The organism is Chromobacterium haemolyticum (assembly GCF_009936155.1).
In the GTDB taxonomy this organism is placed as follows: domain Bacteria; phylum Pseudomonadota; class Gammaproteobacteria; order Burkholderiales; family Chromobacteriaceae; genus Chromobacterium; species Chromobacterium haemolyticum.
Window position 1 is genome coordinate 2,022,935 of the sequence record NZ_AP019312.1, and the last position, 14,556, is coordinate 2,037,490.

Genomic DNA, 14,556 nt, shown 5'->3' on the forward strand with positions numbered 1-14,556 from the left:
ACGAGGTGACCCGCGTGTCCGACCCCCCGAATTTTTCCAAGCAGGATTTCGAACGTCTGGCGGATTTCCGCTACCGCTTGCGCCGTTTCCAGCGTTTTAGCGAAGAGGCGGCCCAGCGCCATGGCATCACCATGCTGCAATACCTGCTGTTGTTGCAGATCAAGGGCTTTCCAGGACGGGACTGGGCCACCGTGGCCGAGCTGGCCGAGCGGCTGCAGTCGCACCATCACAGCGTGGTGGGCCTGATCAGCCGCTGCGAGCAGCAACAATTGGTGGCGCGCAGCCCGGGGCGGGACGACCGCCGCTGCGTGGAAGTGCGGCTGACGCCCAAGGGCGAGGCGCTGGCGGAACGCCTGGCGCGCGAGCACCGCGAGGAGTTGCAGGCCCTGCGGCGGCTGGGCGACGTGCTGTCCCTGGACCACCTGCTGCAAGCTCAGGATTGACGCCGGCGCGGTAGATTTTGCCATGGCGCTCTGGCATGATTTTGACATTGCTTTGGCGTGCGGAGACATCCCGTGAACATATTGTTGGTTGAGGACGACCTGGCATTGGGCGAGGCGCTGGGGCAGGCCTTGCGCCAGGCCGGTTTTCGCACCGTCTGGGTGCGGAGGCTGAAAGAAGCGCGCACTTTTCTGGCCGATGAGCCGCAGGACGCCTTGCTGCTGGATCTGGGGCTGCCGGACGGCGAGGGCCTGCATTTGCTGCAGGAGTTGCGCGGCAACGGATCGACGCTGCCGGTGATCATCCTGACCGCGCGCGACGCGCTGGAGAGCCGGCTGACCGGCCTGCACAACGGCGCCGACGACTATCTGGTCAAGCCTTTCGCCATTCCGGAACTGCTGGCCCGGCTGCAGGCGGTGACCCGGCGCAGCAGCGGCTTCGTGTCGGCCAATTGGCAGATCGGCGATTTATGCATCAACGCCGACACCCGCGAGCTGTCGATGAACGGCGCGGCGGTAGCCTTGTCGCCGTCGGAATTCGCGCTGATGTTCGAACTGGTGCGCAAGGCCGGCAAGGTGGTTAGCCGCGAGCACCTGGTGGAGCATCTGTGCTGCGAGTCCGACAACGCGCTGGAGGTGCATGTCCACAATTTGCGGCGCAAGCTGGGTTCGGACTGGATCCGCACCATTCGCGGCGTCGGCTATCTGTTGCCCAAGCCGGCATGATCATTCCCTCGCTGGCGCGGCGTTCGCTCTACCGGCGGCTCTTATGGACCAGCCTGAGCTCCCTGCTGGCGGTATGGCTGGTCCTGTTCGCCTGGTTTTACTGGGAAGTGACCCGTGTGGGGTCCGGCTACCTGGACGGGGATCTGCGCGGACTGGCGCGCACGCTGGCTACCGTCTACAGCGCCGACGTCAAGCCCGGGGAGCGCGTGCGCATCGTCGATCAACTGATAGGCCAGTTTGGCCATGGCTATAGCGAAAAGCCGCCGCTGCGCAGCGAGCTGGCCTACCGCATCGTCGACAAGCGCCAGCATTTGCTGGCGGTGTCCAATACCTGGCCGGAACTGGCGCAGCCTGTCAGCGCCGACGCGCCGGCCAACCAGGGACGCTGGCGCATCCTGGTGGTCGACGCCGCCGATGCGCCGGTGCAGGTGCAGCTGGCGGTGGCGCGCAGCTTCGTGCAGCGGGTGCAGGCCGAGATCTTGGTCTTCTTTCTGATGCCGCTGATCGCTGCTGTGCCCATCATCATGTTGCTGCTGCGCGTCGGCTACGGCCGCGCCTTGCAGCCCTTGGCGACGCTGGCCACCACCATTACCTCGCGCGATGTGCAATCGACGGCGCCGCTGGCCTGCGCCGATCCCGAATACCAGGAACTGCGGCCGGTGTTCAATTCCGTCAACGAGCTGTTGTCGCGGCTGGCCACCTTTCGCGAAGGAGAGCAGCGCTTCTTCGCCGACGCCGCGCACGAACTGCGCACGCCGCTGGCGGCGATTGGCGCGCAAGTGCATTTGCTGGCGCGGGCGGAGTCCGAGCAGGAGAGGGCGGCGCTGGCGGCCTTGCTGGACGCCAGCATAGGCCGCAGCGGCGAACTGGTGGGCAAGCTGCTGACGCTGTCGCGGCTGGACGCGGAGTCGGCGCGGGTGCGGCCGGTGTCCTTCGACCTGGGGGCGTTAGCGCGCGCGGCCTTGGCGCGGCATGTGCCGCGGGCGATGGAGCGCAACATCACCTTGGCTTACGACGGCGCGCAGACGGCGGCTTGCTGCGGCGACGCCAGCGCGATGGACAGCTTGCTGGATAATTTGCTGGACAACGCCATCCGTTACTGCCCGGACGGCGCGTCCATCAATGTGGAAGTCAGCGAGGGGTTCTCCAATCTGCGGCTGGCGGTGCTGGACGACGGTCCGGGCATCGAGCCGCAGTGGCGCGAGCAGGTGTTGAAGCGTTTTGTGCGCCTGCCCGACAACACCGTCACCGGCAGCGGCCTGGGGCTGGCCATTGTCAAGCGGGTGGTGGAGCTGCACGGCGGCAGCCTGCTGTTGACCGATGGCCTGCACGGCAACGGCCTGGGAGTGGAAATCCGCCTGCCGCGCTGCGCCGCGCCGGAGGCCCCGGCCGCGGAGCGCGGGGCGCAGCCGGCATAGCTCAAGGCGTGGTCTTGTCCGAGCCCTCCCAGCCGCCGCCCAAGGCGGCGATCAGATTGGCCGCCGCCAGCAGCTGCTGGCGGCGCGCGCCTTGTACGCCCTGTTCCGCCTGAAGCTGCGCCAGCTGTGCGCGCCATTCCGCCTGGCCGTCGCTGAGGCCCACGCCGCGAGCGTCGCGCTCGGCGCGCAAGCGGCGGCTGGCGTCCGCGTATTGGCGCTGCTTGGCTTCCTGGTCCGTGCCGGCGAAGTGAGCGGCGGCGGCCGCGTCTTCCACTTCGTACACCGCGCGGGTGACCGCGCCGCGCCAGGCCGCGTATTGTTCTGCGGCGGCAGAACGCGCGCGCTGGGCTTCGGCCTTGCGCTTGCCGGCGTCGAACAGCGGAATGTCCAACTGCGGCAACAGCGACCAGTTCAGCACCTTGCTGCCGCGCAATGCGGACCAGCTGCCGGCGCTGATGCCCAGGCCGCCGTTCAGCGTCAGCGACGGCCAGCGAGCCGCCTCCGCCTCGTCGATGCGAGCGCGCGCGGCGTCGTAGCGGGCCTGGGCCGCGCTGAGGTCCGGCCTGCGTTGCAGCAGCCGGGCCGGCACTTCGCCGCCCACTTCCGGCAGCCTGAGTTCGCGCAGCGGCCGCGCCGGCGGCAAGCCGCAGGCGTTCGGCATTTGGGCGGCCAGCTGGCATAGGCTGCGTTCCACCCGCTTCAGCGCGTCGCCTTGCTGGGCAAGCAGGCGGGCGGCTTCGCTGGCCTCGCTATCCGGCTCCAGCAACTGCTTGCCACTGGCCAGGCCGACGCGGCGTTTGGCGGCGACCCCGGCCAGCAGGCGCTGGCGCAGCCGCGCGGCCTCCCTGAGCAGTTCGACGTCGGCGGCCAGCTCCGCCCGCGTCAGCCACAGTTCCGTGGTCTGCCGCGCCAGGCTCAGGCCCAGCGCGTCGAGGTCGCCGCCGCTGGCCTTGAGATCGGCGCGGCCGGCGCTGACCGCGGCGCTGACCCGGCCGCGCAAGTCCACCTCATAGCCCAGCGCCAGCCGCGAGCTGTAGCGGGTGCTGGGGTTGGCGGTGTCTTCGCCGACTTCGCCCAAATCGAACTTGGACAGCTTGCGCCGCTCTACCGATTGCTCGAAGTCCAGCTTGGGGTAGCGGTCTGCGTTGAGCACGCCCAGTTCGGCGCGCGCGGCGTCCAGCCGCGCCAGGCTGGCGGCGAGGTCGATGTTGCCCTCGCGCACCGTCGCGATCCACCGGCTGAGACCGGGATCGCCGAAACCGTCCCAGGCTTGGGCGTCCGGCGCATGGCCGGGCAGAGCCTGGCTGTAGCGCTCCGGCAGCGCCGGCGCGGGGCGCGAAGGTTCCATCCCGGCGCAGCCGCCAAGCGCCAGGAGCAGGAGCAGGAGCAGAGCGATGGGCCGCATCATGGTTTGCCCGCCTTGTCTTGTCGGGAGATGCGTACCAGCACCCGCTGGCCAATGCGGATTTCCGGCGCGTCCACCAGCGCCAGCACGCATTCAATCACCCGCACATCTTGTTTCTCGTTGGGGTCGTCGTTGTCCGGGCGGTTGCCGAACACCTGGCCCAGCCGCAGCACCTTGGCTTTGTAGACCTTGGTTTCGTCCGCCTCCAGCGTCACTTCCGCCGCCTGTCCGGGCGTTACCACGCTGACGTAACGTTCTTCCAGGTCGGCGCGGACGATGCGCGGCCCGTTGGGGGCGAACATGAACAGCGGTGTCACGTTCAGCGTGGAGGTGCCGTCGCCGGGGCGGGCCTGACGGCGGATGATGCGCCCGGCCAGCGGCGCGCGCACCACGTGCTGGTCCACTTCCAGTTTGCTGGCGGCCACTTGCGCGTCGGCGGTGGCTACCGCCGCCTGCTGACGGGCCAGTTCGGAGGCGCTGAGCCTGACCTGATCGCGGGCGTTGTCTTTTTCCTGTTTGGACACCACCTCGTCGCCGCTTAGCGCGGACACCCGTTGCAGCTCGCGCTGGGCGATGGCGTGCTTGACCTGCAGCAGCGTCAGCGCCTGCCGCGCCTCGTCGCGCTCCTGCTCGCGCACCTTCATCGCCAGGTTGGCTTCGCGGTCGTCGATCCGGGCCAGCACCGCGCCGGGTTTGACCTCGGCGCCTTCCTCCACGGACACCTCTCGGATAATGCCCGCGCGCGGCGCGGCGATATTGATCACTCCGCCTTCTATGCTGACGCGGCCCTTGGCGATGGCGGCCCAAGGGGATTGCTGAACCGGCGCGGGAGGCGGGGGCTCGGAGCAGCCGTTCAATAACAGGCTCAGCGCCAGCAGCGAGCCCAGGCGCAGCGGGGTCTTGGGAATAGGGCTGCTCATGCTACCTCCATCGGCGTGTTATGGACGCGCAGATCCTTGACCACCTGGCCGTCTTCCAGGGTGATGACGCGGTCGGCGTGCTTGATCAGGCGGTTGTCGTGGGACACGCCCAGCACCGTGGTGCCTTGTTCCTGGGCGATCTGGTGCAAGAGGTCGATCACCACTTGGCCGTTGTGGCTGTCCAGAGCGCTGGTGGGCTCGTCGGCGAACATCAGCTTGGGCCGCTTGACCAGCGCGCGGGCGATGGCGACCCGTTGTTTTTCGCCGCCGGACAGCTCCATCGGCCGCAGCTTGGCGCGCGGGCCCAGGCCCACCAGCTCCAAGGCTTCCTGCGCGCGTCTCTCGGCTTCGGCCTTGGTGATCTTGGGGCCGTAGTTCAGGGGCAGCAGCACGTTTTCCAGCGCGGTCAGCGAGGCGAACAGGTTGAAGCCCTGGAATACGAAACCGCAATGTTCCAGGCGGAAGCGGCTCAATTCTTCTATGGACCGCTTGGTCAGTTCCAGCCCCAGCGCGGTGACGCGGCCGGAGCTGGGCGGCAGCAGGCCGGAAAGCACGGACAACAAGGTGCTTTTGCCGGATCCGGACGGGCCGATGATCAGGGTCAGTTCGCCGGGCAAGATGGATAGCGAGATATTGGTGAGCACGGTTTGCTCGGTCTTGCCGTTGCTGAACGAACGGTTCAGGTTTTCGCCGACGATGGCGGGAGAGGCGGACATGAGAGTCTCCTTATCGCAATAGGGTAGAGGGCTCGGCCTGGTTCAGCGCGCGCAGCGCGGACAGGCCGGAAAGCAGGGCGATGCCCAGCACCAGGGTGCCGGTGGCCACGCAGCCCCACAGCGGCACCTCCAGCGCGATGTGGGCGTGACGGGCGGCGGCCACCAGCAGCGCGCCGACCACGGCGGTGATCACCAGGCCAGCCAGGCCGACCCAGAACGATTGCTCCAGAATCACGGCGCGCAAGGAGGAGGAGGACACCCCCAAAGCCCGCAAAGTGGCGTATTCGCGCAGCGCGGCGACGATGGCGGCCATCAGCGTCTGGCTGGTGATGACGATGCCGACCAGCAGGCCCAGCGCGGAGGAAAACAGGAAACCGGAGCCGGCTCCGGATTCGAATAGCCAGTAGGTTTGCGACTGAGCGGAGAATTCCTCCGCGGTCCAGACCTGGAACGGCTTGAAGCTGCCGCTGGGTTGCAGTTGGTCGCGCACCTGTTCGGCGCGGTTGGGGTCGCGCAGCCGCGCCAGGAAGTAGTCGGTGGTGTCGTTGCGCAAATTGGGATCAATACGGCGGGCGGTGTTCAGCGAGGTCAGAATGTTGGCGCCGCCCATCGCGCGCATGCCGTTGACCGTGCCGCCGATGCGCACCCGCTTGCCGCTGAGCTCGGCGTAATCGCCTATCTTGACCCCCAGTTTTTCCAGGTCGCTTTCATCCACCAGCACGGTGCTGGGCACCGTCAGTTCCTGGCGCAAGGCCGGGGTCAGCAAGGTGGCGAAAGTCATCGCCTGCGGCCGCGGGTCAATGCCGATCAACACCGCGCTGAGTTTGCCGCCCCCGGGCCGCTGCCAGTCCGCCATGGTCCAGGTGAAGCGCTCCACCGCGGTGACTTCCGGGTGCGCCCACAGGTTGTTCTCTGTTTTGCCGGGAATGGGGCGGGCCAGGTCCACGCTCTGGGTGGCGGGGTAGCCCACCCAAAGGTCGGCGCTGGAGCGGTCGATGTAGACGCCTATCGAACTGAACATGCCGAGGAGCAGGCTGAGTTGCACCTGAACCAGCAGGCCGGCGAAAGCCACCGCCAGCACCGCGGGCAGAAAGCGGCGCCACTCGTAAATCAGCGAGGCGCGAGCGAGGGAGACCATGGTCAGGTCTCCACGCTGAGGCCGGGCAGGCTGGGAGTATGAGTAGGCTGGGGCATGACTGTCTCCGGGATGAAATGGAGGCAGTATGCCCATTCCTGCTTAGGGTTTTCTGAGGGTTGCCAATGGTAATTAAGAGAAGGGCGGCGAATAGGGTTTTGGCCGATTAATACCACTGGTATTGGTTCGGACGTTGAATTTAAGTGTCGCGCCAATAATTCCCTGTTCTTATTGCTTGCTCAGACTCTCTTCAGTTTTCCTTTTTATGACCGGGAAATTTATTTTTTAGCAATGGATTTGCTAAAAAATAATGACTTCAGCATCTGTGTGTCAATAAAGATACATCATAAAAATCAATTACTTATTTTGTTTTGTCTATTTTTTCTCCAGATCTGTGGAGATAAATCAGTCAACTGCAAGAAGGCCCTAAGGAAACGCTAAGATTTCAACGTCATAATTTTCCAAAACCGGATTTGATAACTTGGTTTGTAAAAATTTTGTCAAGTTTTTATCGCGGTTTTTAATGTGGTTTGGGTAATGGGCAGCAGGCGCGTGCGACGTTTAGTCGGGCGCGAATTCGATCCAGGCTTTGCGTGCGGGACCGGATTTAAAGAAAGGCAGTCGACCCTGGCCGTGCGGCCGGCGATTGCGCTTCCCGGTTGGTGCGCGGCGGCAAGCGAATGATGCGAAACAGCAGGTTCACCGCGGGAGGAGCAATGAGCAAGACCTTATCGAGCAGGATTGGACCAGGGACGTTGGATATCGCGATTGTGGGCATGGCCAGCCACTTTCCCGATGCGGCGACCTTATATGATTTCTGGACCAATATCGTCGACAAGAAGGATTCCCTGACCGACATCGACCAGAAGGACGGCGATGAGTACTGGCGCAAGGAAGACTATTACAGTGCGGACCCGAGCGCCGCGGACAAAACTTACGGGCACCGCGCCGGCTTCGTGCCGGCCATCGATTTCGATCCGGTGGAATTCAAACTGCCGCCGCTGATGCTGGAGTCCATCAGCACCGCGCAAATCTTCGCGCTGCACGTGGCCAAGCAGGCAATGCTGGACGCCAGGCTGGTGGGCGAGGACGCGCTGCCGGTGGACAAAGACCGGGTGGGGGTGATTCTGGGCGGCGCCGGCAACGGCAACACCTCGTTCTCGCTGGCTTTCCGGCAGCAGGAGCCGTATCTGCGCAAGGTGCTGAACCACGCGGGTCTGCCGGGCGCGGTGGCCGACGAAGTCATCGATCGCGTCAACCACCTTTACCTGGAATGGAATGAGGACAGCTTCCCCGGCTTCCTCGGCAATGTCGCCTGCGGCCGCATCGCCAGCTATTTCGACCTGGGCGGCACTTCTTACATGGTGGACGCCGCTTGCGCCAGCAGCTTGGCCGCGATCAAGGCGGCGGTGGGCGAACTGGTGGACGGCAGCTGCGACGTGGTGCTGACCGGCGGCGTCAACCTGGAAAACTCCATCTTCTCCTTCCTGTGCTTCAGCAAGACTCCGGCCTTGTCCAAGAGCAACCTGTCGCGTCCCTTCGACGAATCTTCCGACGGCATGATGCTGGGCGACGGCGTCGGCTTCCTGGTGCTCAAGCGTCTGGAAGACGCCGAGCGCGACGGCGACCGCATCTACGCGGTGATCAAATCGCTGCAGGCTTCCAGCGACGGCCGCGCCAAGAGCATTTTCGCGCCGCGTCACGAAGGTCAGGTCAAGGCGATGCGCCGAGCCTATGAGCGCGCCGGCATCTCGCCGGCGGAAATTCAGTTGGTGGAGGCGCACGGCACCGGCACCCAGTCCGGCGACGAGACCGAGATCAGGAGCCTGCGCGCGGTGTTCGAAGCCGGCGGCGCCCAGCCCGGCTCGGTGGCCATTGGCAGCGTCAAATCGCAGATCGGCCACACCCGTTGCGCCGCCGGCGCGGCGGCGATGATGAAGGCGGCGCTCAGCCTGTACCACAAGGTGCTGCCGCCCACCATCAACGTCAGCCAACCCAGCCGCGAACTGGCGGACAGCGCCAGCCCCTTCTACGTCAACATCGACAGCCGGCCGTGGTTGAGCCCGGTGAGCGGCGCGCCGCGCCGCGCGGCCTTGAGCGCTTACGGCTTCGGCGGCACCAACTACCACGCCATCATGGAGGAGCACCAGGCGCGGCCGCAGGGCGATTTCCGTCTGAACCTGCGCCCGGAAGTGGTGTTGTTGCACGCGGACGGCCCGGAACAACTGCTGGCGCTGGCCGAGCACAAGCTGGAGTCCTTCCGCGCCGCAGACGCCGGCTACCAGTTCCGCCTGCATCAAGGCGCCGCGGCGCGGGCGCCGGCCGATTCCGCGCGCCTGGCCTTCGTCGCAAGCTCGGCCGAACAGGCCGCCGGTTTGCTGGACGAGGCGATCAAGCTGCTGCGGGCGCGTCCGGATCAGGACTGGGAGCACCCGCTGGGCATTTATTACAAGCGCGAGGCGGCTCCGTTGGCCGGCCGCGTGGTGGCCTTGTTCCCCGGCCAGGGCGCGCAGTACGTGAATATGGGCCGCGATATCGCCAACGATTACCCGGCGATGCGCGAAACGCTGGAGGGACTGGACGCCGCGGCGCACGCCGACGGGCTGCCGTTGCCGTCCGCGTCCATCTTCCCGCCGCCTGCCTTCGACGCGGAAACGGCGGATCGCCAGATGGCGGAGCTGACCCAGACCCGCACCGCGCAGCCGGCGATCGGCGCGATCAGCGCCGGCTACTACAAACTGTTGAGCGGCCTGGGCCTGCGTCCGGACTTCCTGGCCGGCCACAGCTACGGCGAAGTGACCGCCTTGTGGGCCGCCGGCGTGCTGAGCGACGAGGACTTCTACCGGACGTCGCTGGCGCGCGGCGCGGCGGTGGCCAGCCCGGTGCCGGGCGGCGAGCCGGGCGCGATGCTGGCGGCTTCGCTGCCGGAGAGCGAGGCCAGCGCGGTGCTGGAACGCTTCCCGGAGCTGGTGGTGGCCAATTACAACTCGCAGCAGCAACTGGTGTTCGGCGGCGCCAGCGACATCATCCGCCAGGCCCATGAGTTTCTGAACGAGCGCAAGGTGCGCAGCCAAGTGCTGGCGGTGTCCGCGGCCTTCCACACCGACTTCGTGCGCCACGCTTGCGCGCCGTTTGAAGCCAGCCTGGCCGGGATTCCGTTCCAGACGCCGCGGGCCGCGGTGTACTCCACCGCCAGCGGCGAGCGCCACGCCGACGACCCGGCCAAGATCAAGCAGTCGCTGATCAGCCAACTGGTCAGCCCGGTGCGCTTCCAGCAAACCATAGAACGCATTCATCAGCAGGGCGGTTACTTGTTCGTCGAGATCGGTCCCAAGGGCATCTTGGGCAAGCTGGTGGCGGACATTCTCAAGGACAAGCCGCACGCGGTGGTGTCGCTGAACCCCAGCGCCAACGGCGAGGAAGCCCTGCAATTCAAACGCGCGCTGGCGCGGCTGGCGGTGGAGGGCGTGGAGCTGAGCTCCACCGATCCGCAGGCGGCCTTGCCCTTGGCCGCGGCGCCGAAGAAAAAGTCGCTGACTTACAAGATGAGCGGCGGTTTCTTCTACTCGGAGAAAGCCAAGCAGCGCCGCGCGCACGCCATGCGCAAGGATACGCGCGTTATCGACGCCTTCATCGACGAGCGGCTTGCCGCCAGCTCGCCGCCGCGGGCGCCGGAGACGGAGCGGGATAGTAGGGTAGTGGTGGAAACTTTGGTCGACAACAGGGACGACATGATGTGGCTGGAGCCCATCCATGTCATAAGCGGAGAGGGAATCATGCAACGCAGTAGCTCGGACAACGAAGTATTGAGCGTATTGGACGCGCAGATCCAGGCGCAGAACATGCTCAGCCAGGTGCACCAGCAGTTCCAGCTGAATCAGAAGGATTACATCCAGCTGCTGGATTCGCTGATGACCAAGCAATACACCTTGCTGGAGAAATTCCAGGGCAGCCAGCAATTGACGGAGGTGGTGGCCAGCCTGGGCCAGAGCCTGCAGCTGCTGGACAAGAATCAGGAGCTCTACCACGTTAATCACGAGCACTATTTCGACAACCAGCAGGCCTTGCTGGGCGCCGATGTCGCCGCGCGCGGCGGCCAGGTGGCCGCGCGTCTGCAACAGCGCGCGCCGCTGGAAGTGAGCTTGCCGACGCCGCGCGCCGCGGTGGAATTGCCGGCGGCCGCTCCCCTTGCGCAGCCTGCCGTCGCCCCTTCCGCGCCGGTGGCCGCCGTGACCGAGGTTCAGGCGCCCAAGCCGAAGCTGCAGGACATCCCGCAAGCCGTCGCCCCGGCCGCGCCGGCTCCGGTGGCCGCGCCCGCTCCCGTAGCCGCCGCGCCGGCCGCCGTCGCGATCAGCGCCGAAGACCAGGCCCTGATTCAGCGCTTCGAGGCCTTGACCGAGGCCGACCTGATCAAGCAACTGATCGACATCGTCAGCGACCGCACCGGCTACCCGGCGGACATGATCAATGAAGAAATGGACCTGGAAGCGGACCTGGGCATCGATTCGATCAAGCGCCTGGAAATCTTCGGCGCCATGTTCGACCAACTGTCCGCCGAAGTACCGCACTTCCAGGACATGGAAAAACAGAAGGACATGGAGACCTTCGACATCGACGCCTTCAGCAACATTCGCAAGATGGGCGGCTTCTTCAAGCAAACCATCTCCGAACTGCTGACCGAACTGAAGCAGGGTTCCGCCGCCGCGCCGGCCGCGGAAGCCGCTCCGGCTCCGGCGGAAGCGCCGGCCCCGGTTTCCAGCGAACCCGCCTTGCACGAAACCCCGGCGGCGGAAGCCAAGCCCTTGCGTCAGCTGGGCGTGGTGTCGTCCACCAAGAAACTGGTGGCCGACGTTGCCGTGGAGGACTCCGCAGCAAAAAAATCCCTAGCTGAGCCCCGGGAGACGGCATCTGCCCTCGCTCAGCAATCCCCTGTAAGTGATGCCCATACGGTAACCGCGTCCATCCATCGTTTTCAGGCGCGGAAACAGGCTTTGCCCAAGCCGGACCTGCTGGAGCTGGCCGCCGGCCGGCTCTGGCTGCTGACCGACGACGGCAAGGGTTTAAGCGAAGAAGTGGCCAAACAGCTGCTGGCCCACGGCCAACAGGTGGCGCGGCTGGTATTCAAGTGGCAGCAGGCCAAGGGCCAGCGCAAGGCGATCAAGCACGTGAACGACTACGTGCTGGAACGCGCCGACGAGCTGGCGCTGGAGGACGTGCTGTCGCGCATCGCGGTGGCCGAAGGGCAGGTGGGCGGCTTCATCCATCTGCAGGCGCCGGCCGGCAACGTCAAATCGCTGGCCAACGCCTTCCCCGCGGCCGAGTACGACACTGCGCAAGCGCTGTTCCTGCTGGCCAAGCTGCTGCAGCCGGCGTTGGCGCAACCCGGACCGGGACGCGCGTGCTTCTTCGTGGCCAGCCAGCTGGACGGCGAGCTGGGCACCGCCCGGCGCGCCGCCTTCCCGGTGGCCGCGGCCGGCGTCAGCGGCCTGAGCAAGGCTTTGAACATCGAGTGGGAGGATGTGTTCTGCCGCACGGTGGACTTCGATCCCAAATGCGGCAAGAGCGCCATCGCCGCGATGTTGCTGGAAGAGCTGCGCGACGTGCAGTCCGACGTGGCCGAAGTGGGCCGCGGCGTCAAGGGCGAGCGGATGACGCTGGGCTTCGAGGCGGCGCCGACCGATCCTCAGGCCGTGGCCAATATCGACGCCAAGACCGTGTTCCTGGTCACTGGCGGCGCGCGCGGCATCACCGCCGAGTGCGTGATCGCGCTGGCCAAGCTTTATCCGGCCCGCTTCGCGCTGCTGGGCCGCACCCGCATCGACGCGCCGCTGCCGGAGTGGGCGGAAGGCGGCGGCGAATTGGCCGAGCTCAAGGCGCGCGCCATCCGCCACCTGCAGCAGCAGGGCGAGACGGTGACCCCGGTCAAGGTGGACGCCTTGCTCAAGGAGCTGCTGCAGCTGGCCGAGGTGCGCGCCACCATCGCCGCCATCGAGCAGGCCGGCGGCCAGGCCATCTATCTGGCTTGCGACATAGCCGACGCCAAGGACGTGGCGCGGGCGGCGGCGGAGGCGCAGCGGCAGCTGGGCCCGATCCGCGGCATCATCCACGGCGCCGGCAACCTGGCGGACAAGCGCATCGAGAAAAAGACCCCGGCCGATTTCCGCTCGGTGTTCCACACCAAGGTCAAAGGGCTGGAGAACCTGCTGGCGGCGGTCAAGCCGGACGGTTTGCGTCACCTGGTGCTGTTCTCCTCGGTGTCGGGCTTCTTCGGCAACGCCGGCCAGACCGATTACGCGATGGCCAACGACGCGCTGAACAAGTTCGCCTATCTGTACCAGACCCTGTACCCGAAACAGCAGGTGCGCAGCATCAACTGGGGTCCGTGGGACAGCGGCATGGTCAACGACGTGCTGAAGAAGGCCTACGCCGACCGCGGCCTGGCCATCATCCCCACCTCGGTCGGCGCGCGGTTCTTCGTCGACGAGTTCGCCGCCGGCCTGGTGCCGCAGGTGATCGTGGGCGGCGGCAGCTACAAGGTGGGGCGCAAGCAGAAGACCTTGCCGGCGCTGACCCGGGTGGAGCGCGAGCTGGACCCGGCCGTCAACGGCTTCCTGGCGGATCACGTGGTGGGCGGGCAGCCGGTGCTGCCGGCCACCGCCGCGGCCGGCTGGATGGTGCAGCTGTGCGAAGACCTGCTGCCGGGCTACCGGCTGGAGACGCTAACGGACTTCCGCGTGCTTAAGGGCGTGGTGTTCGACGCCGGAGAGCAGCGGCGCTTCATCGCTGAACTGAGGCCGGTGGACGAAGCCGGCGGCAACGGCGACCGCCACACGCTGGACGTGAGCATCTTCAACCAGGTGGACGGCGCCGCGCTGAACCGCTATCAGGCGCGGGTGACCATGACCCGGCTGGCGGCGGAACAGCCGGCGGACGGGCCGAAGGCGCCGACCGGCGCGCCGCTGGAGCATCCGCCGCTGTACGGCGACATGCGCGACGGCGCCTGGCTGTTCCATGGCCCAGCCTTCCGCGGCGTGCAGACCTTGTTCCGTCTCGACGGCCAGGGCCTGCAAGCGGGCGGCCGGCTGGCCGCCGCGGCCGGGCAGGGGCAGTTCCCGGTGAATTCCTTCAACCCCTACCTGGCGGACGTGGCGTTGCAAACGCCGCTGGTCTGGCTGATGTCGCAGTCGGACAAGGCCGGGCTGCCGCTGCAGATCGCCGAGTGGCGGCAGTACGCGCCGCTGGCTTTCGACCAGGCCTTCTATCTGAGCATGGCGGTCACGGCGCAAACCGCGACCACTCTGCTGGCCGACGTCACCGTCCACGGCGCCGACGGCAAGGTGTACAGCAAGCTTTCCGGCTTGCAGTTCACCGTGTCGAAGAAGCTGCGGCAGCTGATGTGCGACCCGGAGGCCAGCGTGGCGGTGTGACGCGAGCAAGGCCGCGCCCGAGGGCGCGGCCGGTCTGGAGCGCGGCGACGCGCGCCGGCCATACAGCCGAGTCGCGGAGGCGGGAGATTCGCCTAGCCGCCGCCGCGCTCGAAATCGGCCCGCGGCGGTTCAATCCTGATCCCGCGCCGCCGCCCGCCGCTTCAACAGCGGCCGGCGGCGGAGGGGGACGGTTGCGCCCAAGGTTTGGGAATGTTGGCTCTACTTTCAGGATCTGTTGACGTTTGTTTTTCTGTTGCGTTCGCTCCCAGGCGGATGCAGTGCGCGAAGCCCGCCTCGCCGCAGTGTCATTCACTGCCAGAGGCGGGCGACAAAGCGAGGCGCCGGCTGGGAGCGAACCCAGGGGCTGAC

8 protein-coding genes are annotated in these 14,556 nt (G+C 66.5%); 4 read left to right on the plus strand and 4 right to left on the minus strand.

Translation table 11 applies throughout. The features are described 5' to 3' along the window. The first annotated feature begins 14 nt into the window (after positions 1–14). From GYH29_RS09170 to GYH29_RS09180, 3 genes are all read left to right on the plus strand, one after another. On the plus strand, positions 15–443 hold the full coding sequence (locus tag GYH29_RS09170) for a MarR family transcriptional regulator (RefSeq protein WP_039756027.1): 429 nt from the start codon (positions 15–17) through the stop codon (positions 441–443). Positions 444–515: 72 nt separating this feature from the next. Then, entirely contained in the window at positions 516–1,166 is a 651-nt protein-coding gene (locus GYH29_RS09175) for a response regulator (RefSeq protein ID WP_019103219.1), read from the plus strand. After that, positions 1,163–2,584 (plus strand): ATP-binding protein, encoded by a 1,422-nt coding sequence (locus GYH29_RS09180; RefSeq protein WP_043592159.1) that lies wholly within the window; start codon positions 1,163–1,165, stop codon positions 2,582–2,584. The genes GYH29_RS09175 and GYH29_RS09180 overlap by 4 nt, the downstream gene beginning before the upstream one ends. Before the next feature lies 1 nt (position 2,585). Here the strand turns inward: GYH29_RS09180 and GYH29_RS09185 are convergent, their stop codons facing one another. From GYH29_RS09185 to GYH29_RS09200, 4 genes are read right to left on the minus strand one after another with little or no spacing between them, the layout of a single operon-like run. Continuing rightward, on the minus strand, positions 2,586–3,992 hold the full coding sequence (locus GYH29_RS09185) for an efflux transporter outer membrane subunit (RefSeq protein WP_161523577.1): 1,407 nt from the start codon (positions 3,990–3,992) through the stop codon (positions 2,586–2,588). Further along, a complete protein-coding gene (locus GYH29_RS09190; RefSeq protein ID WP_081574012.1) occupies positions 3,989–4,909 on the minus strand; it encodes an HlyD family secretion protein in 921 nt (306 codons plus the stop codon). Before GYH29_RS09190 ends, GYH29_RS09185 begins: the two co-directional genes overlap by 4 nt. Further along, entirely contained in the window at positions 4,906–5,625 is a 720-nt protein-coding gene (locus GYH29_RS09195; protein ID WP_019103214.1) for an ABC transporter ATP-binding protein, read from the minus strand. Before GYH29_RS09195 ends, GYH29_RS09190 begins: the two co-directional genes overlap by 4 nt. A 10-nt stretch (positions 5,626–5,635) precedes the next feature. Beyond that, positions 5,636–6,763, minus strand: coding sequence for an ABC transporter permease (locus GYH29_RS09200; RefSeq protein ID WP_161523578.1), 1,128 nt, complete (start codon positions 6,761–6,763; stop codon positions 5,636–5,638). Positions 6,764–7,515: 752 nt separating this feature from the next. Here GYH29_RS09200 and GYH29_RS09205 point away from each other — a divergent pair. Then, positions 7,516–14,187: a type I polyketide synthase gene (locus GYH29_RS09205; protein ID WP_198001657.1), complete on the plus strand. Its 6,672-nt coding sequence runs from the start codon at positions 7,516–7,518 to the stop codon at positions 14,185–14,187. Positions 14,188–14,556: the final 369 nt, after the last annotated feature.

Excerpts from the sequence above, each read along its gene's own strand:
- GYH29_RS09180 (WP_043592159.1), top strand. The coding sequence starts at position 1,163 with ATGATCATTCCCTCGCTGGCGCGGCGTTCGCTCTACCGGCGGCTCTTA.
- GYH29_RS09185 (WP_161523577.1), bottom strand. The coding sequence starts at position 3,992 with ATGATGCGGCCCATCGCTCTGCTCCTGCTCCTGCTCCTGGCGCTTGGC.
- GYH29_RS09190 (WP_081574012.1), bottom strand. The coding sequence starts at position 4,909 with ATGAGCAGCCCTATTCCCAAGACCCCGCTGCGCCTGGGCTCGCTGCTG.
- GYH29_RS09195 (WP_019103214.1), bottom strand. The coding sequence starts at position 5,625 with ATGTCCGCCTCTCCCGCCATCGTCGGCGAAAACCTGAACCGTTCGTTC.
- GYH29_RS09200 (WP_161523578.1), bottom strand. The coding sequence starts at position 6,763 with ATGGTCTCCCTCGCTCGCGCCTCGCTGATTTACGAGTGGCGCCGCTTT.